Source organism: Myroides injenensis M09-0166, assembly GCF_000246945.1.
In the GTDB taxonomy this organism is placed as follows: Bacteria; Bacteroidota; Bacteroidia; order Flavobacteriales; family Flavobacteriaceae; genus Flavobacterium; species Flavobacterium injenense.
Map to the genome: position 1 here is coordinate 1 of NZ_BAEX01000028.1, position 26,082 is coordinate 26,082.

Sequence of the window (26,082 nt, forward strand, 5' to 3'; positions counted from 1 at the left end):
ACACGTAGTATGAAACTATTTTTGTTTTATTTAGAAGGTCTTATCAATAATGAATTTGGGAAATCTTTTTTTATAATTCTTAAGTTTCGCTCTGCTTCTAATCTAGTTTTAAAATTCCCAACAAAAACTTTATATGTTGGTGTATTATAAATAATAGTAGCATTTATCTCTGGATATAGAGATTTGAAATTTTGCAATGCTTCTTTAGCTTCACTGTTTTTTCCGTAAAAAACTTGAATTCTAAATTTGTCATTGGCGGTTATAGAAGAATTGTAGGTCTTCTTCATATTCATCAACTCTGTGATGGTATTTGGTTCGTTTACAATAGTTTTTTTCTCTTGAGCTTGAATTGTGGAAAAGCTAAAAAGTATTGTAGAAAAGAGGAGTAAAACTCTTAAAATTCTCATAATGAAATGTATTTGATGCAAAATTACAAAATATCTCTAAAAGAAGCTAAAACAGTTTTATTTAGAACGTGTATAAATTATATTTAAAGGCTTGTAAAGGTTTTAAGAGTAAGCCATAAATTGTATTTTTGTCGAAGTTTGTAAATAAGGTATATAATAGAGCGGTCTAATTGACTGTTAAATAAGACCAAATTTAGTTGAAAATCATTTTATAACTATGAAAAAAGTGGGTAACCATAATTCGTTTTCAAAGATTTTATTCTTTTGTTTAGCGTTGATGCTATCGTTTTCGACAATTTCGTTTGCACAAGATGCTGCAAAAGGTAAGGAATTGTTCAATTCTAACTGTGCAGCATGTCATAAGCTGGATGGTAATGCTACTGGACCATCACTACGTGGTGTTGTTGAAAGACACGACGGAGATGTAGAGTGGCTACATAAATGGATAAAAAGTAGCTCGTCTTTGATTAAGTCAGGAGATTCTAGAGCTGTAAAACTTTTTGAAGAATGGAATAAGGTGGTTATGAATGACTTCCCTGGTTTGTCAGATGAAGACATTGATAACATCTTAGCATATACTTCAGAAGAAAAAGCTGCTCCAGTTGCAGTAGCTGGAGGAGGAGGTGCTGAAGCACAAGGAGGAAATGCTGATGGTGTTTCTAATATGGTTGTTTTAGGTGCTTTAGTAGTTGTTTTATTACTTTTAGTAACAATGCTATTCTTTGTTAGAAAAGTGTTGAATAAAGTAGTAGAAGCTAATGGTTTAACTGAAGAGGTACGTCATACTATTCCATTGTGGAAAGCATTTGTTAAAAATCAATTCTTGGTGATTGTTTCTGTAATCGTTATGATTTTGGTTGGATCATATTTTGCTTTTGGATATATGATGCAAATTGGAGTTGATAAAGGTTATGAACCAGTTCAGCCTATCCATTTTTCACATAAAATTCACGCTGGTGATAATGGTATTGATTGTAAGTATTGTCACTCAGCTGCAAGATCAAGTAAAACTTCTGGTATTCCATCTTTAAATGTTTGTATGAACTGTCATAAAAACATTAGCGAATTCACAGGAGAAGAAGGTAAAGATTATGGTAAATACACACCAGAGTTTTATTCAGGAGAAATCCAAAAATTATATGATGCGGTAGGTTGGGATGCTTCGGCTCAAAAATATACTGGAAAAGAAAAACCAGTTAAATGGGTTCGTATTCATAATTTACCAGACTTTGCTTACTATAACCACTCTCAACACGTAAATGTGGCTGGTTTAGAATGTCAAACATGTCACGGACCAGTTGAAGAAATGGAAATCATGAGACAGTATTCTCCATTAACTATGGGATGGTGTATTGATTGTCATAGAAAAACTGACGTTAAGTTAGAAAGCAACGAGTATTATGCGAAAATTCATAAAGAATTGTCTGAGAAATACGGAGTTGAGAAATTGACTGTTGCTCAAATGGGTGGATTAGAATGTGGTAAATGTCACTATTAATATAATTAATTAAAGAATAAGAAGCTAATATATATATACAATGGCATCAAACAAAAAATACTGGAAAAGTGTTGAAGAGCTGAACGAAAATAGTTCTATTGTTGAGACGCTAAGAAACAATGAGTTTGTTGAGGAGCTACCTACAGATGAATTTCTTGGTGATAAAGACAAACTATCGTCTTCTTCTACAACTCGTCGAGACTTTTTGAAATACGTTGGTTTTTCTACTGCTGCTGCTACATTAGCGGCGTGTGAAGGACCTGTAATTAAATCTATACCGTATGTAGTTCAGCCAGAAGAGATTATTCCTGGAGTAGCTGACTATTATGCGACTACGATTGCTGATGGGTTTGACTTTGTGAATGTTTTAGTAAAAACTCGCGAAGGTCGTCCAATCAAAATCGAAAATAATAAATTAGCTAGTGCATACTCAGGTGCAAATGCTCGTGTTAACGCATCTGTTCTATCAATGTATGATAGTCTTCGTTTGAAGCAACCTAAAATTGAAGGTAAAAACGCTTCTTGGGATGAAGTTGATGCAAAAGTTAGAGCTAGCTTACAAGATGCAAAATCAACAGGAGGTAATGTTGTATTATTAACAAATACAATGGCTAGTCCTTCTACTGATAAATTAATAAAAGAATTCATTTCTGAAAATCCAACTGCAAAACATATCGTTTATGATGCAGTTTCTTCATCAACAGCGTTAGATGCTTATCAAATGGCTTATGGGGAAAGAGGATTTGCAGATTACGATTTCGGAAAAGCTGATGTAATTGTTTCTATTGCTGCTGACTTTTTAGGAGATTGGCAAGGAGGTGGATATGATTCAGCTTATGCTAAAGGTCGTATCCCTAAAAACGGTAAAATGTCAAAACATTTCCAAATAGAGTCTAATATGTCTTTATCTGGTGCAAATGCTGACGTACGTATACCTTTAAATCTTGCTGGACAGAAAGCTGCTTTAGTGAAATTTTATAATGCTATTGTTGGTGGAAATGTTTCTTCTAGTAAAACAGAATATGATGAAGCAATCCAAAAAGCAATTAGTCAATTAAAGGCTGCTGGTAAAAATGGTGTTTTAGTATCAGGAATTGACGATGTAAACGCTCAATTATTAGTTTTTGCTATTAATGAAGCTTTACAATCAGAGGCATTTATGCCAGAAGTAACTAAATACGTTAGAAAAGGAAACAACAAAGAAGTTCTTGAATTAGTTAAAGATATGAATGCTGGTAAAATTCATACTCTTATTATGTCAGGAATAAATCCAGTTTATACTTTAGCTAATAGTGAGGCTTTCGCAGAAGGATTGAAAAAAGTTAAAACATCAGTTTCTTTCTCATTGAAAGAAGATGAGACTGCTTTACTTAGTACTGTTGCAGCAGCAGCTCCACATTACCTTGAGTCTTGGGGAGATGTAATGATTAAAAAAGGTCATTACTCTGTTATGCAACCTACTATACGTCCATTATTTGATACACGTCAGTTCCAAGAGGCTTTATTGTTGTGGACTGGAAATAATACTGCTTATTATGATTATTTAAAATCTGTAGGTAGTGATTATAGTAATGGTAAATCTTGGAATCAACTAGTTCATGATGGATTTGCTACTAAAGACGTAGAGAATAAAGCTATTTCAAACATTGATTTTGCTAATGCTGCACAAGCTTTAGTTAAAGGAGTTAAAGAAGGTAACTATGAATTAGTTCTTTATACTAAGACAGGAATGGGAGATGGTCAACAAGCTAATAACCCATGGTTACAAGAATTTCCTGATCCAATCTCACGTGTATCGTGGGATAACTACGCTACTATCTCTAGAAAAGATGCTGAAGAGTTAAATATAGTTAATCATCACGTTGCAAACGGAGGTTTAAACGGTGATTATGTTACTTTAACTGTGAATGGCGTTACTTTAGAAAAAGTACCTGCTTTAATTCAACCAGGACAAGCACCGGGAACTATTGGTCTTGCTTTTGGTTATGGTAGAAAAGCAGCACTTAAAGAAGAAATGCAAGTAGGTGTTAATGCTTATAAATTATATAACAACTTTGATACAGTTCAATCTGTAACAATTGCGAAAGCAAGTGGTGAGCACGAGTTTGCTTGTGTTCAGTTACAGAATACATTGATGAGTAGAGGTGATATCGTTAAAGATACTACTTTGGCTATAATGAGTGATAAATCTATTCCTGTGGATGAATGGAATATTCCAGCTCAAGTTTCTTATGATCATGAGGAAGTGAAAGCTTCTACTATTGATATATGGGAGTCATTTGATAGATCTGTAGGTCACCATTTCAATTTATCTATTGATTTAAATGCTTGTACAGGTTGTGGTGCTTGTGTGATTTCTTGTCATGCTGAGAACAACGTTCCTGTAGTTGGTAAATCAGAGGTTAGAAGAAGTAGAGATATGCACTGGTTGCGTATTGATAGATATTATTCATCAGAAGATACTTTTGCTGGAGATGTCGAGAAGAAAGTTAATGCAAAAGGATTTACTGAATATCACGATGCATTTAAAGAATTAGAACATCCAGCAGACAACCCACAAGTTGCATTCCAACCAATCATGTGTCAACATTGTAACCATGCACCATGTGAAACTGTATGTCCAGTAGCTGCGACATCTCACGGACGTCAAGGTCAAAACCATATGGCATATAACCGTTGTGTTGGAACTAGATACTGTGCAAATAACTGTCCTTACAAAGTGAGACGTTTTAACTGGTTCTTATATGCACAGAATAGTGAGTTTGATTACTACATGAATGATGACTTAGGACGTATGGTATTAAACCCAGATGTTGTTGTTCGTTCTAGAGGGGTAATGGAAAAATGTTCATTATGTATCCAAATGACTCAAGCTACAATATTAAAAGCTAAGAATGAAGGAAGAGCTGTTCGTCCAAACGAATTTGAAGTTGCTTGTTCAGCTGCTTGTTCTAGTGGAGCTATGGTTTTTGGAGATGTTAATGATAAAGATTCTGAAATTACTGAATTAGCAGAATCAGATCGTTCATACCACTTATTGGAGCATATTGGTACAAAACCAAATGTATTCTACCACGTTAAAGTTAGAAACGTGTAATTAAATGAATTATTAATTAAAGAAACATATAAAGGATTATGTCGTCACATTACGAAGCACCCATTAGAAAACCTTTAGTTATTGGTGAGAAAACATATCACGATATAACTGTTGATGTGGCTAGACCTGTAGAAGGGAGAGCAAACAAACTATGGTGGAAGGTTTTCACTATTGCTTTCATCGCATTTCTATGGGGTATAGGATCAATGGCTTACACAGTTGGTACTGGTATAGGTACATGGGGATTAAATAAAACCATCGGTTGGGCATGGGATATTACCAACTTCGTATGGTGGGTTGGTATCGGTCACGCTGGTACTTTAATTTCCGCTGTATTATTATTATTTAGACAAAAATGGAGAATGGCTATTAACCGTTCAGCAGAGGCAATGACTATTTTCTCTGTTGTTCAGGCAGGTCTATTCCCTATCATACACATGGGACGTCCATGGTTAGCATACTGGGTACTACCTTTACCTAACCAATTTGGGTCTTTGTGGGTTAACTTTAACTCACCATTACTTTGGGACGTTTTTGCAATTTCTACGTATTTATCAGTTTCATTAGTTTTCTGGTGGACTGGTTTATTACCTGACTTTGCAATGTTACGCGATAGAGCGATAACACCATTCAATAAAAGAGTATATTCTATTTTATCATTTGGTTGGTCAGGACGTGCAAAAGACTGGCAACGTTTTGAGGAAGTATCTTTAGTATTAGCTGGATTAGCTACACCATTAGTACTTTCAGTACACACGATTGTATCTTTTGACTTTGCTACTTCTGTAATTCCTGGATGGCATACAACTATTCTTCCTCCATATTTCGTAGCTGGAGCTATTTTCTCTGGATTTGCTATGGTTACAACACTTTTGATCATTATGAGAAAAGTGTCTAATTTAGAGGATTATATCACTATTCAACATATTGAGCTTATGAATATCATTGTGATGATTACAGGTTCTATTGTTGGTGTGGCATATATTACTGAGTTATGGGTAGCTTGGTACTCTGGAGTAGAGTATGAACAATACGCATTTTTAAACCGTGCAACAGGACCTTACTGGTGGTCATATGTATTAATGATGACTTGTAACGTGGTTTCTCCACAAGTTATGTGGTTTAAAAAGATTAGAACTAACATTATGGCGTCTTTCATTATTTCTTTAATAGTGAACGTTGGGATGTGGTTTGAGCGTTTTGTAATTATTGTTACATCATTACATAGAGATTATTTACCTTCTTCATGGACTATGTTCCAACCAACATTTGTTGATGCAGGTATTTATATTGGAACTATTGGTTTCTTCTTTGTATTGTTCTTGTTATATTCAAGAAGTTTCCCTGTAATTGCGCAAGCAGAGGTAAAAACTATTTTGAAATCTTCAGGAGAGTTTTACAAAAAAGAAAGAGACAGCAAAGAGAATCATCAAACTTTAAATCATTAATTCGTTATGAGTAATAAGGTAATTTACGCAATATATAATGATGATGATGTGTTGTTAGATGCAGTAAAAGAGACTAGAACTGCTCATCATCACATTGAGGAAATCTATACTCCTTTCCCAGTGCATGGTCTAGATAAAGCAATGGGATTAAAACCAACAAGATTAGCTATTTGTGCTTTCTTGTACGGATTAATTGGTTTATCATTTGGGACAGCAATGATGTATTTCATCATGATAGTTGACTGGCCACAAGATATTGGGGGTAAACCTAGTTTTAGTTTTATCCAAAATATGCCAGCATTCGTTCCAATTATGTTTGAGATGACTGTATTATTTTCAGCTCACTTAATGGTGTTAACATTCTTTATGAGAAGTAAATTATGGCCATTTAAAAAAGCTGAAAACCCAGATGTTAGAACTACAGATGATCACTTTTTAATGGAAGTTGCTTTAAAAGGAGATGAAGAGTCAGCAGTAGAGTTCTTCAAAAATACTGGTGCAGTTGAAGTTAAAGTAATTGAAAAGTAATTGTAGAATGAAAGCAATATATAAAATAGTAGCTTTAGTGGGGGTGTCGATTTTGACTACTTCTTGTTTTAATAAAGAACGTCCTAACTATCAGTTCATGCCTAATATGTATGAAGCTGTTGGATATGAAACGTATTCTGCAGTGCCTACTGATGTTTTTAAAGATGGAATGGAGGCGCAAAAGCCAGCAGAAGGTTCTATACCAAGAGGTTTCGAACCAGAAGCATATCCAAATACACCTGAAGGGCTAGTAGAGGCAAAAATGAATTTAAAATCACCACTTACAGAAGCAGAAAAAGATTCTGATAAAGGGCAACAATTATATGGAATTTATTGCGCTATTTGTCATGGTGCGAAAGGTGATGGAAAAGGTAACTTGGTGAAAAATGAAAAGTTCTTAGGGGTTCCGAACTATAAAGATCGTGAACTTACTGAAGGAGGGATCTATCACGTAATTACTTATGGTTTGAATGCAATGGGATCTCATGCTAATCAATTAACTCAGAAAGAGCGTTGGTTAGTTACAGATTACGTTTTAAAATTGAAATCAGAATAATAAATTGTAAAACTTATTGAAAGTTTAGATATGTACACATTTTCAAAAAACTTAAAGATTTTTGCTGTAGTTCTTATGATCTTAGGATTGGCTGGGATTACTTATGGATTTTTAAGTGCACCAAGAACAACTGCTGAAGTAGAGCAGATTTTAAAGGAGCAAGAACATCATGGTAGTGTTACTCATGAGGTTTCTAGTCATGACTCTACCGTTGATCATGAAGCTCATAATGCGCATGTTGAGCATGTAAAAAGTCAATTGCAAAATAAACCTTGGACTGCATTATATGTTGGTTGTATTTTCGTGATGTTAGTTTCTTTAGGGATATTAGTATTTTATGGAATCAATTATGCTGCTTCTGCTGGATGGTCTCCTGTATTATTTAGAATAATGGAAGGATTGTCAGCGTATTTATTGCCAGGTTCAATTATTTTCTTTGTTATATTATTATTGTCTGTATTTGAAGTAGGTGGAAACCACTTATTTATATGGGCGAATGAGGAAGTCGTTAAACACGACGTTATTATTCAAGGTAAATTAGGATATTTGAACGTTCCTTTCTTTTTAATCCGTGCGGTTATCTTTTTAGGAGGTTGGAATCTTTACCGTTTCTATATGCGTAAACAATCTTTAACTTTAGATGCTACAGGTGATTTAGTTTATCATAAAAAGATGTTTAAAGCATCTGCTGGATTTTTAGCATTTTTTATTGTTACTGAATCTATGGCATCATGGGATTGGATTATGTCTATAGATACTCACTGGTATAGTACTTTATTTGGTTGGTATGTATTTGCAAGTTTCTTTGTATCTGCAATTACTACTATCGCATTGGTAACATTGTACCTAAAAAACAAAGGGTATCTAGAATTTGTTAATACTAGTCATATTCATGATTTAGCTAAATTTATGTTTGGTTTAAGTATTTTCTGGACATATCTTTGGTTCTCTCAATTCATGTTACAATGGTACTCTAACATTCCAGAAGAGGTAACTTACTTCATCTTTAGAATTCAAGAGTTCAATTTACCATTCTTTGGTATGTTAGTTTTAAACTTTGTGTTGCCATTAATTTTATTAATTAATACAGACTTTAAACGTTTAACTTGGGTTGTTGTAATGGCTGGTATATGTATTATCGCTGGACATTATATTGATTTCTTTTTGATGATTGCACCTGGTACAGTTGGAGGTTCTTGGTTTATCGGAGCTGCTGAAATAGGGTCATTAATTTTCTTCATCGGATTATTTATCTATGTAGGATTTAATGCTATTGCTAAAGCACCATTATTAGCTAAGAATAATCCATTGATAGGAGAGAGTAAACATTTTCATTATTAATATCTAAAAATAAACAAATGACAAGTTTATTAATATTAGCTGTTGTAGTATTATTGGGGATTGCTATTTGGCAGTTGACTAAGATATTTGATTTAACTCAGGTTGGTTCACGACCAAATGATATTACTTCAGAAATCGCTAATGACAAGGACAATAACGTTAATGGTTATTTGACATTTGCTTTCTTAGGATTTATCTATGTACTTACTATTTTTTGTTTAGTTGAGTATGGTAGTTTTCCTTTAATGAGCAATCCTGCGTCAGAACATGGTGAGACTGTTGACAACTTAATGTGGATCTCTATGGGATTGATTTTCGTTGTTCAAATTTTCACACAATTTTTATTACACTACTTTGCTTTTAAAGGTAGAGGTATTAAAGGAAGAAAAGCGCGTTATTTTTCTGATAACGACAAATTAGAAGCTATCTGGACTATTATTCCTGTGATTACTTTATCAGGATTAATTCTTTATGGATTGTATGCATGGAATGATATTATGTTTGTTGACGAAGAGGATCCAGACATTATGTATGTAGAAGTTTATGCTAAGCAATTTGGATGGGATGTTCGTTATTCTGGTGCTGATAATACTTTAGGTAAAGCAAACGTACGTTTTATCGAAGGTATCAATCTTGTAGGAGCTGATATGTCAGATCCAAACTCTCAAGACGATATAATGGCGAAAGAATTACACTTGCCAGTAGGAAAGAGAGTTGTTTTGAGATTCCGTTCTCAAGATGTGTTGCACTCTGCTTATTTTCCACACTTCAGAGCACAGATGAACTGTGTTCCTGGTATGGTTACTCAATTTTCTTTTGTTCCAATTGCGACTACTGAAGAAATGAGAGGTCGTGATGCAATAATAAGTAAAGTGAAAAATATTAATGATATTAGAGCTGAGAAAAGTCAAGAGTTAATTGCTCAAGGACATGAAGCTTTAGATCCATATACTTTTGATTATTTATTATTATGTAATAAAATTTGTGGAGCTTCTCACTATAACATGCAAATGAAAGTAGTTGTAGAAACTCAAGATGAATTTGATGCTTGGCTTAATGAACTTCCAACATTAGGAGAACAAGTTGCTGCTGAAAAAGGTGGTAAAGAAGTTCCTGCTACGGAAGATCAAGTTACTGAAGGAGAATCAACTGATGAAGCTTTAGCTCAAGTAGTAAAATAAAACTCACGTATTAAAATCAAATTATACTATGTCAGCAGAAGGACACGAAAATATAAATGGTCACGAGCATGATCATCATGAGAAAGGTAACTTCTTTACTAAATATGTATTTAGTTTAGACCATAAAATGATTGCTAAACAATACCTAATTACCGGTATTGTTATGGGAATTGTTGGTATTGTGATGTCGCTTTTATTTAGAATGCAAATTGCATGGCCAGAGGAATCATTTACAGTTTTTAAATGGTTATTAGGAGATAAAATGGCTCCTGATGGAGTAATGAAGAATGATGCTTATCTTGCTTTAGTTACTATGCACGGTACTATCATGGTATTCTTCGTATTAACAGCTGGGCTAAGTGGTACTTTTTCAAACTTGCTTATTCCCTTGCAAATTGGAGCACGAGATATGGCTTCAGGATTTTTAAATATGTTGTCATATTGGTTATTCTTCATTTCAGCTTTATTAATGATTTTTTCATTATTTGTTGAAGGAGGACCAAGTTCTTCAGGATGGACAGTTTATCCTCCATTGAGTGCTTTACCGCAAGCAATTCCTGGATCTGGAACAGGTATGACACTATGGTTAGTTTCTATGGCAATTTTTATTGCATCTTCATTGATGGGGTCTTTAAATTATGTTGCTACAGTTGTTAACTTAAGAACAAAGGGGATGTCAATGACAAGATTACCATTGACAGTATGGGCATTATTTGTTACTGCTATTATCGGTATTGTTTCATTCCCAGTTTTATTATCTGCAGCTTTGTTATTATTATTTGATAGAAGTTTTGGAACATCATTCTTCTTATCGGATATTTATTTAGCTGGAGAGGTATTGCATTATCAAGGAGGTTCACCTGTATTATATGAGCATTTATTCTGGTTTTTAGGTCACCCTGAGGTTTATATTGTAATTTTACCAGCAATGGGTATTACATCAGAGGTAATTGCATGTAACGCTCGTAAACCAATTTTTGGTTACCGTGCGATGATTGCTTCAATTTTAGGTATTGCTTTCTTATCGACAATTGTTTGGGGACACCACATGTTCGTATCAGGAATGAATCCATTTTTAGGATCTGTATTTACTTTTACTACGTTATTGATTGCAATTCCATCGGCTGTAAAAGCATTTAATTATATTACAACAATTTGGAGTGGTAATATTCAAATGAACCCGTCAATGCTATTTTGTATAGGATTTGTATCTACATTCATTACAGGAGGTTTAACAGGTATTATTTTAGGTGACTCGACATTAGATATTAATGTTCATGATACTTATTTCGTTATTGCTCACTTCCACTTAGTAATGGGTATATCTGCTCTTTACGGTATGTTTGCAGGTATTTATCATTGGTTCCCAAAAATGTTTGGAAGAATGATGAGTAAGAATTTAGGATATATTCATTTCTGGGTGACTGCAATTTGTGCTTATGGAGTATTTTTCCCAATGCACTTTATAGGATTAGCTGGTTTACCAAGACGTTATTATTCAAATACAGCTTTTCCTTTGTTTGATGAGTTTTATGATGTTAACGTTTTAATTACTGTATTTGCATTAGTTGGAGCAGCTTTCCAATTAGTATTCTTATGGAATTTCTTCTTCAGTATATTTTACGGTAAAAAAGCAACTCAAAATCCTTGGAGAGCAAACAGTTTAGAATGGACTACACCAGTAGAGCATATCCACGGAAACTGGCCAGGTGAGTTACCAGTTGTTTACAGATGGCCTTATGACTATAGTAAACCAGGTTTACCTGAAGATTATGCTCCTCAAAATATGCCTTATTTAGAAGGTGAGGAACAATTACACCACTAAGAAATAATTTTAGTACTATATGAAAAAGTCATCCATTTGGATGACTTTTTCGTTTATTGTTATTTTCTTTGTCATTGATTTTTTGACTTATCTTTGCATTATGAATGAGAATTTAGATCCAAGTAATAAAAGTTATTCTTCTGAGGAATTAGACTTAGAGAAAAAGCTAAGACCTTTGTCTTTTGATGATTTTGCAGGTCAGGAAAATGTGTTAGAAAATTTAAAGATCTTCGTAAAAGCTGCTAATTTAAGAGGTGAAGCTTTAGATCATACATTATTTCATGGACCTCCAGGATTAGGTAAAACTACGTTAGCTAATATTTTAGCTAATGAATTAGAAGTTGGAATAAAGATAACGTCAGGACCGGTCTTGGATAAACCTGGGGACTTAGCTGGATTACTAACGAATTTGGAGGAACGTGATGTTTTATTTATTGATGAGATTCATCGACTAAGTCCTATCGTAGAAGAGTATTTGTATTCTGCTATGGAGGATTTTAAAATAGATATTATGATTGAGTCAGGACCTAATGCTCGTTCAGTACAAATACATTTAAATCCTTTTACTTTAGTAGGAGCAACTACGCGTTCAGGGTTATTAACTGCGCCCATGAGGGCTAGGTTTGGTATTCAGAGTCGTTTACAGTATTATAATAAAGAGCTGTTAGCAACAATTATAGAAAGGAGTGCTAGTATTTTAGGAGTGCCAATTAATATAGATGCGGCTATTGAAATTGCTGGTCGAAGTAGAGGAACACCTAGGATTGCGAATGCTTTATTGCGTAGAGTTCGTGATTTTGCTCAAATTAAAGGTAATGGAAGTATAGATATAGAAATTTCTCGTTATGCTTTAAATGCATTAAATGTTGATTCATATGGGTTGGATGAAATGGATAATAAGATACTTCTCACAATTATTGATAAATTTAAAGGGGGACCTGTTGGTCTATCAACTTTAGCAACTGCTGTGTCAGAGAATGGTGAAACAATTGAGGAAGTGTATGAGCCTTATTTAATTCAGGAAGGATTCATTATCCGCACACCTAGAGGACGTGAAGTTACAGATAAAGCTTATACACATTTAGATAGAATAAGACAAATTCGTCAAGGGGGATTATTTGATTAAAATTATATGATTGACAATAAAGCAAAGTATGCCTCAATAATAAAAGAAGAGGCTTTGCGATTGGGTTTTATGTCATGCGGTATTTCTAAAGCAGATTTTTTAGAAGAAGACGCTCCAAGACTTGAGAGGTGGTTAAAAAATCAAATGCATGGAAGTATGACATATATGGAAAATAATTTTGATAAACGATTAGATCCTCGATTGCTAGTGGAAGGAGCTAAAAGTGTTGTTTCTCTAACTTTAAATTATTTTCCTGAAAAATTACAAGTAGAAGATAGTTTTAAAATCTCTAAATATGCTTATGGTCAAGATTATCATTTTGTGATAAAAGAGAAGTTAAAAGAATTATTAAGTTTTATTCATGATAATATTGGAGAAGTAGGAGGACGAATTTTTGTTGATTCAGCTCCAGTTTTAGATAAGGCTTGGGCTGCCAAAAGTGGATTAGGATGGGTAGGAAAGAACAATAATCTTATTTCTAGAAAAGCGGGTTCTTTCTTTTTCATTGCTGAATTAATTATTGATTTAGACTTAGAAGTTGATACTGCGACTACAGATCATTGTGGTACATGTACAAAATGTATTGATGCTTGTCCAACAGGGGCAATTGAGAGTCCTCATATTGTAAATGGAAGTAAGTGTATTTCCTATTTTACTATAGAACTTAAAGATAGTATTTCCAATGAAATGGTTGGTAAATTTGATGATTGGATGTTTGGTTGTGATGTTTGCCAAGATGTTTGTCCTTGGAATCGTTTTTCAAAGCCTCACCAAGAGCCATTACTAATTCCTAATAATGAGTTAATTAATTATACAAAGCAAGACTGGTTGGATTTGACTGAAGAAACTTTTAGTGAAATTTTTAGAAAATCTGCAATAAAGAGAACTAAATATAGTGGTTTGTTGAGAAATATGAAATTTTTAACGGAGTGAGTTGGTATATTTTAATTATTCTACAAAAAGACTACCTTTGTTTGTAAACGTAAAAAGAAATTTATGAATAAAGATAGTTTACGTAGGGAAGCATTGAAATATCATGCTGAGCCAACTCCTGGTAAAATCCAGGTCGTTCCTACAAAGAAGTATTCATCACAAAGAGATTTATCCTTAGCATATTCCCCAGGTGTAGCAGAACCATGTCTTGAAATTGCTGCAGATATTAATAATGTATATAAGTATACTGCTAAAGGAAATTTAGTAGCTGTAATTTCTAATGGTACAGCTGTTTTAGGTTTAGGAGATATTGGACCGGAGGCATCTAAACCTGTTATGGAAGGAAAAGGTTTGTTGTTTAAGATCTTTTCAGATATAGACGTTTTCGATATTGAAGTAGATGCTACAGATGTTGATACATTTATCGAAACAGTTAAAAATATTGCACCTACTTTTGGAGGAATTAATTTAGAGGATATAAAGGCTCCTGAGTCTTTTGAAATTGAAAGACGTTTAAAGGAAGAATTGAATATTCCTGTAATGCATGATGACCAACATGGTACTGCTATTATTTCTGCAGCAGCTCTACTAAATGCAGTTGAGTTAGCTGGTAAAAAAATGGAAGATGTGAAAATGGTAGTATCTGGTGCTGGTTCTGCTGCTATCGCATGTGCTAAATTATATGTTAGTTTTGGCGTTAAAATCGAGAATATTTTAATGTTTAATAGTAAAGGAGTACTTAAAAAAGCTGACGAAAGAATATCAGATTTACAAAGAGAATTTGCTGTTGACAATGATATCTCATTAGCAGACGCTCTAAAAGGAGCTGATGTTTTTATTGGCTTATCTACTTCTGATGTACTAAAGCCAGAGATGCTTATGACAATGGCAGAAAATCCTATTGTTTTTGCTATGGCTAATCCAAAACCAGAAATTGATTATAATCTTGCAGTAGATACGCGTAAAGATGTAATTATGGCAACGGGTAGATCAGATTTTCCTAATCAAGTAAATAATGTTTTAGGTTTCCCTTATATTTTTAGAGGAGCTTTAGATGTTCGTGCTACTAAGATTAATGAAGAAATGAAAAGAGCAGCTGTAGTTGCTTTAGCTAAGTTAGCAAAGGAACCTGTTCCGGAGCAAGTGAATATAGCTTATGGCGAAACTAAATTAAGCTTTGGTAAAGAATACATTATTCCTAAACCATTTGACCCTCGCTTAATTACTGTTGTTCCTCCTGCAGTTGCTTTAGCAGCAATGGAAACTGGAATTGCTGAATCTCCAATTACAGATTGGGAAAAGTATAAGACAGACTTGGAAATACGTATGGGCTCAGATAATAAATTAGTGCGTATGTTAATCAATCGTGCTAAAACTAATCCTAAACGTGTTGTTTTTGCAGAAGCAGATCATTTAGATGTACTAAAAGCTGCTCAAATTTCGTATGAAGAGGGAATGGCTATTCCGATTTTGTTAGGTGATAAAGCGACTATTCTGGAGTTAAAACAAGAGATTGATTTTAATGCAGATGTTGAAATCATTGATCCTAAATCTGATGAACAAAAAGAGCGTAGAGAAGAGTTTGCTAAAGCTTTATGGGAAACTAGAAAACGTAAAGGTGTTACGCTATATGATGCAGGTAAATTAATGTTTGAGCGTAATTATTTTGCTTCAATGTTAGTGAATCTTGGAGAAGCAGATGCTATGTTAACGGGGTATTCAAGAAGTTATCCAACAGTTATTAAGCCTATATTAGAATTAATTCCAACACTTCCAGGCGTTAAAAAAGTAGCTACGACTAATTTAATGATGACTAAAAGAGGACCAATGTTTTTAGCAGATACTGCAATTACTCCAAATCCTTCAGCTGAAGAATTAGCTAATATTGCTGTGATGACTGAAAAAGCTGTGCGTATGTTCGGTATAGAGCCTGTAATCGCTATGTTGTCTTATGGTAATTTTGGTTCTGCGGAACATGAATCTCCAAGTAAAATGAAAGAAGCCGTAGCAATTTTACATGAGCAATACCCAGATATGGTTGTTGATGGAGAAGTACAAATGGATTTCGCTCTAAATTCAGAAATGTTGAAAAATAAATTTCCTCATTCTAAATTAGTAGATAAAAGAGTTAATACTTTAATATTTCCTAATTTAGATGCTGCGAATATTACTTATAAAATGTTGAAAGAACTGAATAAAGCTACTTCAATTGGTCCAATTATTTTAGGATTAGATAAAGCAGTTCACGTATTTCAATTAGGATCTCGTGTAGATGAAATGGTAAATATGACTGCAGTAGCAGTAGTAGATGCTCAAGTACGTGAGAATCGTAAAAAGAAATAATTTAACACTCTTCTAGATTAGTAGCTATAATGTTTTATGTTAGTAAATAGTTAATTATAATTACTATTTTTGATGTAAAATTTAGACATAGAATGATAGCACATATTGAAGGAAGATTAGTGGAAAAAACACCTACTGAGGTGGTAATAGATTGCGGGGGAGTTGGATATCTTATCCATATTTCCCTGCATACTTATTCTCAAATTTCGTCTTCTGAAAAATTGCGTTTGTATACTTTTTTACAAATTAAGGAAGACGCTCATACCTTATTTGGGTTTATTGATAAAATAGAAAGAGAGCTTTTTAAATTATTGATTTCTGTATCAGGAATTGGTGGAAATACAGCAAGAAATATTCTTTCATCAGTAAGTCCTAAAGAATTACTACAAGCAATTGCATCTGCAGATGTAAAAACCATACAATCTGTAAAAGGAATAGGGGCTAAAACTGCTCAGCGCGTAATATTAGATTTACAAGAAAAAGTACTTAAACTTTATAATATTGATGAAGTTTTACCTACAATTAACAATACAAACGTAGATGAAGCGTTATCAGCTTTAGAAGTACTTGGATTTGTACGTAAATCTGCTGAGAAAGTAGTAGAACGAATTATTAAGCAAAATCCAGATGCATCAGTTGAGTCTATCATCAAACAAGCATTAAAAAATCTTTAGATTTTGAAGGGAGATAATCCTATTTTAAATAAATGGTTTAGCCTATTATTATTTTTATTGTTCGGAGCTTACTGTGGTTTTGGACAAGTATCTCCTATTACTGAAATTGAAGAAGATGAGTTTGAGCAAGCAATTGATACACTTCAACCTAAATTTGATTTAGGTACGATTAAAATTAGCGATCCCCAATATATTAAAGAATCATATTCCTATAATCCTCTTACAGATAAGTATTATTTTACTAAGACGTTTGATGGTTTTAATATTGATTATCCCTTAGTTCTTACAAGAAAAGAATATGAAGCTCTAGTTATGAGAGCTGAGATAAGAAAATACTTTCTACAAAAGTTTGATGCAATGCATGGTAGATTGGAAGATGAAGTATTGCAAAGGGATATGTTGCCAAGATATTATGTTAATTCGAAATTATTTGTTGGAATATTTGGATCCAATACAATTGATGTAAAACCATCAGGTTCAGTAGAATTTGATATGGGTATGCGCTTTACTAAGCAAGATAACCCTATGATGTCCCCTAGAAACCGCAAGAATATGATGTTTGATTTTGATCAACGCATCAGTATGGGAGTTCAAGGAAAAGTAGGTACACGATTAACAATAAATGCAAATTACGATACACAGTCTACGTTTGAGTTTCAGAACATGATGAAACTTGCCTATGAACCTGATGAGGATGATATTGTACGAAAAGTAGAAGTGGGAAATGTTAGTATGCCTATTACTGGTTCATTAATTAGAGGAGCGCAAAGTTTATTTGGTGTAAAAACAGAATTACAATTTGGTAGAACTACAATTACAGGGGTTTTCTCTGAACAAAAATCACAGATGACATCTGTTAGAGCTGATGGTGGGGGTACACTAGAAGATTTCGAATTATATGCTTTGGACTATGATGAAGATCGACATTTTTTCTTATCGCAATATTTTCGTAACAATTATGATGAAGCATTAAAGAAATATCCTTTCATTAATAGTAAGATTAGAATCACTAGAGTAGAAGTTTGGATTACCAATAAATACAATAGATTAAATCCTACGAATAATAATGCTCGTAATATAGTTGCTATTCAGGATTTAGGAGAAGGAAAGGGATTAAATGGCGTGAATAATTTCGATATACCGGTAGATGAACTTATTTATCAAGGTATAAATGCTTTTCCTGACAATAAGAACAATAGATTTGATCCAGGTAAAATAGGAACACCAGGATATTATTTAGATAATAATTTACGTACAAGTACTTCTGGTACCGGCGGATTTGTAGGATATAATGTTATTGAAGGAAAAGATTTTGTCAAGTTAGAAAGTGCTAGGAAATTATCCTCTAATGAATTCACTTTTCATCCTCAACTTGGGTATATTTCTTTAAATCAAAGGTTGTCGAATGATGAAGTATTGGCAGTAGCATTTCAATATACTGCAGACGGAAAAGTATATCAAGTAGGGGAATTTGGTACTGATGGAGTAGATGCAAATGGAATAGATACTGCGATACCATCTTCACCAGAATATGAAAATGAAAATATTGTCCGCTCTCAGGCTTTAGTTGTAAAATTGTTAAAAAGTACAATTACTAATACATCTTTTTATTCATGGAAATTGATGATGAAGAATATCTATCAAATTCCTAATGCTTCTTATATTAGTCAAGATCAGTTTAGATTTAATATTGTCTATACTGATCCCAATCCACTTAACTATATTTCTTCAGTTACAAATAATCCGTTACCCGAAGGAGTAGAACGTACACCTTTATTAAAAGTATTTCATTTAGATAGGTTGAATTATAATAATGATCCCCAAGCTGGAGGAGATGGTTTCTTTGACTTTCTGCCAAATGGAGCTATGCAAAATATTTATGATCCAAATAATTCTCAAGGGAATAATAATAACATGGGCAACAATGGTGGCTATGGCAATAATTATAACAATGGGATGGGTAATAGTAGTAGTTTTGGGAATAATAATTATAACAATAATAACTATAACCAAGGTAATAGTAACCCTTATAATCGAAACACGTTTGAGGGGATTACTATTGATGCGACTAATGGACGCTTAATCTTTACAACTGTTGAACCTTTTGGTGAACATTTGTTTGAGAAATTAAAACAAACAGAAAATAGTCAAAATGATTATTCTCAAATAAGTACATATAACGAAAATCAGAAAAAATACGTATTCTCGGATTTGTATAACAAAACAAAATCTTCTGCTCTACGTTCACAAGGAGATAAGAATAAGTTTATGCTTAAAGGAAAGTTCTCTAGTCAAATGGGGGAAGGTATTCCGATAGGTACTTTTAATGTTGCTCCAGGTTCTGTTGTTGTTAAGGCTGCAGGAAGAGTATTAGTAGAAGGTTCTGATTATACAGTAGATTACAATAGAGGACGAGTTATTATTTTAGATCAATCTTTGTTAGCCTCTAATACTCCAATAGATGTATCAGTAGAAAATAATACAATGTTTGGGCAACAGACAAAACGTTTTTTTGGTTTACATGTTGAACATAAATTTAGCAATGATTTTATTGTTGGTGGTAGTTTTCTAAGATTATCTGAAAAGCCAATGACTCATAAATCGAATTATGGAGAGGAAGCTGTTAATAATACGATATGGGGGTTCAATGCTCAATATTCAACTGAGGTTCCTTTTTTAACTCGCCTTGTAAATAAATTACCAAATATAGATACAGATGTTGCTTCTAGAGTTTCTTTTAGAGGAGAATTTGCTTATTTGAATCCTGATTCATCTAAATTAGATCAGATGAATGGAGAAGCTACTTCATATTTAGATGATTTTGAAGGAACGCAATCTACTATAGATATAAAGAGCCCTTTTTCATGGAAATTGGCTAGTGTACCTCTTGGTTTTTATAAAGAAGGAAGTAATAGTATTGATGTTCCACCGATTGAAGAAAATTTATTAAAAGACGGTTATAGAAGAAGTAAATTATCATGGTATTCTATTGATCCTGTATTTTATGTGGGTTCAAGACCTAATGGAGTAACAGAATATGATTTGTCATCTAATAGAACGCGTAGAGTATTTAGTGAAGAACTATTCCCAAATAAAGATATTGCTTATGGTGAAAGCCGTGTAGTCAATACATTGGATTTAACATATTATCCAAAAACTAGAGGACCTTATAATTTTAATCCTAAATATAAATCTTCAGCATTCTCAAATAACCCTGAGGAAAACTGGGGAGGTATTATGAGAGCTTTAAACACTACAAACTTTGAACAAGCAAATATTGAGTTTGTTGAGTTTTGGGTGATGGATCCATTTGTAGGGGCTTCCAATGTTAATACAAATAATAAAGGGCAATTGAGATTTAACTTTGGATTAATTTCAGAGGATATATTAAGAGATGGCTATAAACAATATGAGAATGGTTTGCCTGCTGCAAGTAACAATGGTGTATCAATAATTAAAACTCATTGGGGAAAAGTGCCTGCGGCACCTTCATTGATTTATGCTTTTGATACTAGTAGTGAAACAAGAAGACTACAAGATGTTGGATTAGATGGCTTGTCAGATGAAGAAGAAAGAATTTGGTTTAGTGAATTTGCACATTTAGCTGATCCTGCTGCAGATAATTTTGTTCACTATTTAGATGCTGATGGAGGAATTTTAGAGCGTTACTATAATTATAACGGGACTGATGGGAATAGTCCAGCTGGTGGAAATAGAGGAGGAAGTAATTTGCCAGATACAGAAGATATTGATGGTGATAATACAATGAACACTTTAAATCAGTATTTTGAATATTCTGTAGATATCAAACCAAATTTAGAAGTTGGTGATAATTATGTAGTGGATACAAAACGTACAACTGTTCAATTAGCAGATGGTTCAATAGCACCAGTGAGATGGATTCAGTTTAAAATTCCTATTGACACAAAAGGTAAAGCTTACGGAAATATTCAAGATTTTCTATCGATGCGTTTTATGCGTATGTACTTGACAGGTTTTTCTGATGAAATTACTTTGCGCTTTGGTACTTTAGATCTAGTTCGTTCTGATTGGCGTAAATCGGATAGGGATTTAAGACAGGGACGAGATGAATTAAATGAAGAGACTCCAAATAACGTAGGTTTCGATGTGTCTTCTGTTAATATTCAAGAAAATTCTAGTCGTGAGCCTATTCCTTATGTGACCCCACCTGGTGTGCGCAGAGAGCAAGTTTATATGAATAATACGATTGTGAATCAAGATGAACAATCATTGTCATTAAAAATATATTCAAAAGATTATAATAATACTAGTGGATTAGAGCCTGGAGATGCAAGAGGAGTTTATAAGAATTTTAATGTTGATATGCGTCAGTATAAAAAACTTAGAATGTTTATTCATGCTGAGGCGTTATCAAAAGGCTTTACTAGTTTGAAAGATGATGAAGCTTATGCGTTTATACGTATTGGTAATGATGCAGTAGAAAACTATTATGAAGTTCAAATACCTTTGAAAGTTACAAATCATGGAGAGAAAAACCCTGATATGATTTGGCCAGAGGATAATGAGTTGAATTTACCATTGGATTTGTTAACCCGAATTAAAATTGAGAAAATGGGTGAACAAATGAATCAGAATTCAAATAGTAATGAATTGTTTCAACGAAAAGCTTCTGAACTAGGAGGTAATTCAGACAAAATTATTATTGGTATAAAAGGTAATCCCAATTTTGCTAAAGTTAGGATGATGATGTTAGGAATACGAAATAATAGTAGTAGCCCTATCGGTGGAGAATTTTGGTTTGATGAATTGCGTTTATCTGATATGGATAATAAAGGTGGTTGGGCGGCTACGGCTACTATAGATGCTAACCTAGCAGATTTTGCTACTATTTCTGCAACAGGAATGAGATCTACTGTTGGTTTTGGTGGATTAGAACAAGGACCTCAGGAGAGAAGTAAAGAAGATTATAAATCTTATAATATTGTTACAAATGTTAATTTAGGACATTTGCTGCCTAAGCGTTGGGGTATTGTAGTTCCTTTTAATTATGCAATTAGCGAAGAATTCATTACTCCAGAATATGATCCAGGAAACCCAGATTTAAAGTTAAGTTTAGTAAAGTCTCATGCTAAATCTTCGGCTCAAGCGGAAGAAATTGAAAAACGTGCGATGGATTATACTAAGCGAAAAAGTATAAACTTTATAGGTGTTAATAAACAGAAAGGACCAGAAAGTAAAAAGCATATTTACGACATTGAGAATGTTACTTTTTCTCATTCATACAATGAAGTTAAGCATCATGATTATGAAATAGAATCAATGTTGGAACAGCAAGTGCGTACCTCTGTTGATTATACTTATGCTTTTGAGTCTAAATCTGTAGAGCCATTTAAGAATATTGGGTTCTTGCAGAATAAGTATTTGCAATTATTTAGAGATTTTAATTTTAACTATAAACCTTCTAATATTTCGTTTAGTAGTAGTGTACTAAGACAGTATAATAGACAACAATTTAGATTGATAGATGTAGAGGGGATTGGCTTAGATCCTTTGTATCGTAGAAACTATTACTTTAACTATAACTATGGTTTTAATTTTGATTTAACACGATCATTGCGATTAACTTATATTGGAGGTAGTAATAATATTGTTAGAAATTACTATGACAGTGTTACTGGAGTAGTTGATAATAGCAATACAATATGGGATGACTATTTTAATATAGGTGTGCCAAATCAGTTTACGCAACAATTGAATTTGACATATGAATTGCCTATTAACAAAATTCCATTTTTAGCATTTGTTAGATCGAGTTATAACTATACTGGAAGTTATAACTGGCAAAGATCTTCTGAGGCTTTTTCTGTAGTAGAGCTTGATGGAATAAATTATAGTTTAGGGAATACGATACAGAATGCGCGTACTCAGATGTTAAATACTACTTTTAACATGGAGACATTCTATAATTATATAGGGTTGACTAAAGGAGGGACAAGAAGTAAACAAACAAATAATAAGAGTAGAAAAGCTGCTATTGTACCTGGTCAAAAGGTTGTGGTAGAAAAACAAGATATAAATAATAGACGTAGTAATGGCAGTTTTATAGGGAACACTTTAATTGGAATAGCTACGTCTTTAAAAAATATTCAAGTAAATTATTCTGAGAATAGTGGTACAATATTACCTGGGTTTATGCCTGGAGTTGGTTTCTTTGGAAGTTCAAAACCAACATTAGGGTTTGTTTTTGGAAGCCAAGCAGATGTTCGCTATGAAGCGGCTAGAAATGGATATCTGACTGATTTCCCTAATATGAACCAATCATATACAACTGTAAGTAATAAAACGTTGAATATTACTGCTAATCTTCAGCCTATTCCTGATTTGACTATAGATATTTTTGCAAATAGAACTAAATCTGATAATTTCTCAGAACAGTTTAAAGTGGAGGATAATGAATATATTTCTTTATCGCCTTTTAGCTATGGGAATTTTAGTATTTCTACTGTCATGATTGGTACTGCATTTTCTAGTTCATCTTTAGATAATTCAGTAACCTTTGATCGCATGAGAGATAATAGAATTATTATTGCCAATAGATTAGCAGAGAAAAGGGGAATTGATATTACTGATGTTAATAATTTGGATAAAGATGGTTTCCCTATAGGTTATAGTAAAAATAGTCAGCAAGTTTTACTACCTGCATTTTTGGCTGCCTATACAGGGCAAAGTGCAAGTGGTGTATCTACCGGGATGTTTAGAAATATACCATTGCCAAACTGGAATCTACGTTATACAGGTTTGATGAAGATTGGTTGGATTAAGAGTAACTTCAAACGTTTTTCTCTTCATCATGGTTATAGAGCATCGTACACTTTAGGTTCATATACATCGAATTTTGAATATTTTGAAAATCCTAATGAAGTCAATCAGTATGGAAATTATCCTGTAAAGAATATTGTTAGTAATGCAACATTGTATGAACAATTTAATCCACTGGTACGATTTGATATTGAGACAAAATCATCTATAAAAATTTTAGCAGAGATGAGAAAGGATCGCATGTTATCCTTGAGTTTTGATAATAGTCTTTTAACTGAAACAACTGGAAACGATTACGTAATAGGACTTGGTTATAGAGTTAAAGATGTTGGATTTAATTCTGGTTATGCCAATAATGGAAGAGGGGGACGTATATCAAGCGATATTAATATTAAAGCAGACTTAACGCTTAGCAAACGTGAAACTATTGTACGTTATTTAGACTACAATAATAATCAAATGGGTGGAGGTCAAGACATGTGGTCTTTAAGAATAACAGCTGATTATATGTTGAGTAAAAACTTAACAGCTATATTTTTCTATGACCATTCATTCTCTAAAGCGGTTATTTCCACAATGTATCCAATTACTAATATTCGCACAGGTTTTACTATTCGATATAATTTTGGAAATTAATCCTTTGTGGTTTTACATATTGTAATATTATTATACATTTGCTAAAAACTAAATAAAATGAACATACCAGCTAATTTAAAGTACACAAAAGATCATGAGTGGGTAGCAATCGAAGGAGATACAGCTACTATCGGTATTACTGATTTTGCTCAAAGAGAATTAGGAGACATTGTCTATGTAGAAGTTGAAACATTAGACCAAACATTAGACAAAGACGAAGTTTTCGGAACAGTAGAAGCTGTTAAAACTGTTTCTGATTTATTTTTACCATTATCAGGTGAGATAATCGAATTTAATGAAGGGTTAGAAACAGAACCTGAGTTAGTGAACCAAGATCCTTATGGAGCAGGATGGATGATTAAAGTTAAAATTTCTAATGAAGCAGAAATTGAATCTTTATTATCAGAATCTCAATACAAAGAATTGATTGGCGCGTAAGTTTATATTTACCATAGGAATTTTTTGGACTATCCTAATCGTAATAGCTTGTCTAGTCGAAGGGAGTTCTGTTCCTAAAATATCAGTATTCAATATACCTAACAAGGATAAGATTGCACATTTTACTTTTTATTTTGTATTTTCCATAATTTGGTTCTTATATATTGTAAAAAGTAGGTTAAAGATCTCGCGAATTAAGCTAACATTCGCTATCTTTACAATAGTATGTCTTCTGGGAGGAAGTATAGAAATATTACAATATTATACGACAACATCTAGAAGTGCAGAATGGGCTGATTTCTTTGCGAATTGTTTAGGGAGTATTATAGGTTTACTACTCTGTATGACACTAACGAAAAATAAAAAATAATATATAGCCCCTTTTTAGGGGCTATTTTTTTTAATTATATACAGTAATTATTATGATGGAGTTAAAACAATTTATGGATTCTACTTATTTAAAAACTGCTGAACAAGCTGGATTAAGTGAAGTAGAAAATAGTAAAATAGTTGCAGAATTGATTGATGAAGCTATTAAAGAAGATTTTAAACTAGCAATGATTCGTCCTAATCAAGTTAAAATGGGGCGTAAAATGGTTGACGATGCTAATTCTAAAGTAGCAATTGGAACTGTTATTGACTTTCCTGAAGGTAATAGAGGCTTAGAAGCTAAATTGAAAGAAGCAGAGCAAGCTGTGAAGGATGGAGTTGATGAACTTGACTATGTAATCGATTATACGGCTTTTAAAGCAGGTAAGATTGATCAAGTTAAGAATGAAGTAGCAGAATGTACTGCTTTTGGTTTAAATGCAGGAAAAGTCGTTAAATGGATTATAGAGACTGCAGCATTAACTGATACTGAAATAGTTCAAATTACTGCTCTGATCAAGAATGTTGTATTGAGTAAGTTTGCAGAGAAAGACTATTCTAAAGTTTTTGTAAAATCTTCAACAGGCTTTTATAAAACTGAAGATGGAAAACCTAATGGTGCTACTATTCCAGTTATTGTATTGATGCTTGAAAACGCTGGTCCATTACCAGTTAAAGCTTCTGGTGGAGTTAGAGATAGAGAAACAGCTCTTAAAATGATTGAATTAGGGGTAAAACGTATTGGTACTTCTTCAGCAAAAGTTATAGTAGAAGGATCTGGGCAAGGAAATGCTTATTAATCCTTAAAGAAAGGTTATATTCAAAGCTGTATTGGCAGTTTTTAGGGTTTGTTTTAAAAATTGGATTATATTTGCAAATCA

General features: G+C 33.2%; 17 protein-coding genes. 16 read left to right on the forward strand and 1 reads right to left on the reverse strand.

From position 1 onward, the window contains the following. Nucleotides 1-26 precede the first annotated feature (26 nt). Nucleotides 27-407, reverse strand: coding sequence for an SPOR domain-containing protein (locus tag RH98_RS06320; RefSeq protein WP_010251915.1), 381 nt, complete (start codon nt 405-407; stop codon nt 27-29). Nucleotides 408-624: 217 nt separating this feature from the next. On the opposite strand from RH98_RS06320, the gene RH98_RS06325 reads away from it, so the two are divergent. The 16 genes from RH98_RS06325 (at nt 625) to deoC (ending at nt 26,001) form a co-directional block, all read left to right on the forward strand. After that, entirely contained in the window at nt 625-1,905 is a 1,281-nt protein-coding gene (locus RH98_RS06325) for a c-type cytochrome (protein WP_010251918.1), read from the forward strand. A 40-nt stretch (nt 1,906-1,945) separates the two neighbouring features. Beyond that, nucleotides 1,946-5,002, forward strand: a complete 3,057-nt coding sequence (locus tag RH98_RS06330; protein ID WP_010251922.1) for a TAT-variant-translocated molybdopterin oxidoreductase — start codon at nt 1,946-1,948, stop codon at nt 5,000-5,002. A gap of 38 nt (nt 5,003-5,040) precedes the next feature. Beyond that, nucleotides 5,041-6,450, forward strand: a complete 1,410-nt coding sequence (gene nrfD, locus RH98_RS06335; RefSeq protein WP_010251924.1) for an NrfD/PsrC family molybdoenzyme membrane anchor subunit — start codon at nt 5,041-5,043, stop codon at nt 6,448-6,450. A 6-nt stretch (nt 6,451-6,456) separates the two neighbouring features. Continuing rightward, entirely contained in the window at nt 6,457-6,978 is a 522-nt protein-coding gene (locus RH98_RS06340) for a DUF3341 domain-containing protein (RefSeq protein WP_010251928.1), read from the forward strand. 7 nt (nt 6,979-6,985) lie between these two features. After that, nucleotides 6,986-7,534 carry a c-type cytochrome gene (locus RH98_RS06345; RefSeq protein WP_010251931.1) on the forward strand — a complete coding sequence of 183 codons (549 nt, stop codon included), beginning with the start codon at nt 6,986-6,988 and terminating at the stop codon, nt 7,532-7,534. A 30-nt stretch (nt 7,535-7,564) separates the two neighbouring features. Continuing rightward, a complete protein-coding gene (locus RH98_RS06350; protein ID WP_010251934.1) occupies nt 7,565-8,875 on the forward strand; it encodes a cation-translocating P-type ATPase in 1,311 nt (436 codons plus the stop codon). Between the two features lie 17 nt (nt 8,876-8,892). Beyond that, nucleotides 8,893-10,056: a cytochrome c oxidase subunit II gene (locus RH98_RS06355; RefSeq protein WP_010251936.1), complete on the forward strand. Its 1,164-nt coding sequence runs from the start codon at nt 8,893-8,895 to the stop codon at nt 10,054-10,056. Nucleotides 10,057-10,084: 28 nt separating this feature from the next. Next, complete coding sequence (locus RH98_RS06360) at nt 10,085-11,881, forward strand: cytochrome c oxidase subunit I (RefSeq protein ID WP_010251938.1); 1,797 nt, start codon at nt 10,085-10,087, stop codon at nt 11,879-11,881. A gap of 100 nt (nt 11,882-11,981) precedes the next feature. Continuing rightward, nucleotides 11,982-13,007, forward strand: coding sequence for a Holliday junction branch migration DNA helicase RuvB (gene ruvB, locus RH98_RS06365; protein WP_010251941.1), 1,026 nt, complete (start codon nt 11,982-11,984; stop codon nt 13,005-13,007). 6 nt (nt 13,008-13,013) lie between these two features. Further along, complete coding sequence (gene queG, locus RH98_RS06370; RefSeq protein WP_010251943.1) at nt 13,014-13,940, forward strand: tRNA epoxyqueuosine(34) reductase QueG; 927 nt, start codon at nt 13,014-13,016, stop codon at nt 13,938-13,940. 63 nt (nt 13,941-14,003) lie between these two features. Next, nucleotides 14,004-16,283, forward strand: coding sequence for an NADP-dependent malic enzyme (locus RH98_RS06375; protein ID WP_010251945.1), 2,280 nt, complete (start codon nt 14,004-14,006; stop codon nt 16,281-16,283). Between the two features lie 92 nt (nt 16,284-16,375). Then, the gene (gene ruvA, locus RH98_RS06380) at nt 16,376-16,957 is read left to right on the forward strand and encodes a Holliday junction branch migration protein RuvA (protein ID WP_010251947.1); all 582 of its coding nucleotides are present in this window, start codon (nt 16,376-16,378) and stop codon (nt 16,955-16,957) included. Nucleotides 16,958-17,014: 57 nt separating this feature from the next. After that, complete coding sequence (sov, locus tag RH98_RS06385) at nt 17,015-24,394, forward strand: T9SS outer membrane translocon Sov/SprA (RefSeq protein ID WP_050996101.1); 7,380 nt, start codon at nt 17,015-17,017, stop codon at nt 24,392-24,394. Between the two features lie 57 nt (nt 24,395-24,451). Then, on the forward strand, nt 24,452-24,832 hold the full coding sequence (gcvH, locus tag RH98_RS06390; RefSeq protein ID WP_010251953.1) for a glycine cleavage system protein GcvH: 381 nt from the start codon (nt 24,452-24,454) through the stop codon (nt 24,830-24,832). Continuing rightward, on the forward strand, nt 24,822-25,202 hold the full coding sequence (locus RH98_RS06395) for a VanZ family protein (protein ID WP_010251961.1): 381 nt from the start codon (nt 24,822-24,824) through the stop codon (nt 25,200-25,202). Before gcvH ends, RH98_RS06395 begins: the two co-directional genes overlap by 11 nt. Before the next feature lie 52 nt (nt 25,203-25,254). Continuing rightward, nucleotides 25,255-26,001: a deoxyribose-phosphate aldolase gene (deoC, locus tag RH98_RS06400; protein WP_026038769.1), complete on the forward strand. Its 747-nt coding sequence runs from the start codon at nt 25,255-25,257 to the stop codon at nt 25,999-26,001. Nucleotides 26,002-26,082: the final 81 nt, after the last annotated feature.

Coding starts and splice junctions, on each gene's coding strand:
- ruvB (WP_010251941.1), top strand. CDS start 11,982: ATGAATGAGAATTTAGATCCAAGTAATAAAAGTTATTCTTCTGAGGAA.
- RH98_RS06375 (WP_010251945.1), top strand. CDS start 14,004: ATGAATAAAGATAGTTTACGTAGGGAAGCATTGAAATATCATGCTGAG.
- RH98_RS06355 (WP_010251936.1), top strand. CDS start 8,893: ATGACAAGTTTATTAATATTAGCTGTTGTAGTATTATTGGGGATTGCT.
- RH98_RS06345 (WP_010251931.1), top strand. CDS start 6,986: ATGAAAGCAATATATAAAATAGTAGCTTTAGTGGGGGTGTCGATTTTG.
- RH98_RS06360 (WP_010251938.1), top strand. CDS start 10,085: ATGTCAGCAGAAGGACACGAAAATATAAATGGTCACGAGCATGATCAT.
- queG (WP_010251943.1), top strand. CDS start 13,014: ATGATTGACAATAAAGCAAAGTATGCCTCAATAATAAAAGAAGAGGCT.
- RH98_RS06340 (WP_010251928.1), top strand. CDS start 6,457: ATGAGTAATAAGGTAATTTACGCAATATATAATGATGATGATGTGTTG.
- RH98_RS06350 (WP_010251934.1), top strand. CDS start 7,565: ATGTACACATTTTCAAAAAACTTAAAGATTTTTGCTGTAGTTCTTATG.
- nrfD (WP_010251924.1), top strand. CDS start 5,041: ATGTCGTCACATTACGAAGCACCCATTAGAAAACCTTTAGTTATTGGT.
- gcvH (WP_010251953.1), top strand. CDS start 24,452: ATGAACATACCAGCTAATTTAAAGTACACAAAAGATCATGAGTGGGTA.
- ruvA (WP_010251947.1), top strand. CDS start 16,376: ATGATAGCACATATTGAAGGAAGATTAGTGGAAAAAACACCTACTGAG.
- RH98_RS06330 (WP_010251922.1), top strand. CDS start 1,946: ATGGCATCAAACAAAAAATACTGGAAAAGTGTTGAAGAGCTGAACGAA.
- deoC (WP_026038769.1), top strand. CDS start 25,255: ATGATGGAGTTAAAACAATTTATGGATTCTACTTATTTAAAAACTGCT.
- RH98_RS06320 (WP_010251915.1), bottom strand. CDS start 407: ATGAGAATTTTAAGAGTTTTACTCCTCTTTTCTACAATACTTTTTAGC.
- RH98_RS06325 (WP_010251918.1), top strand. CDS start 625: ATGAAAAAAGTGGGTAACCATAATTCGTTTTCAAAGATTTTATTCTTT.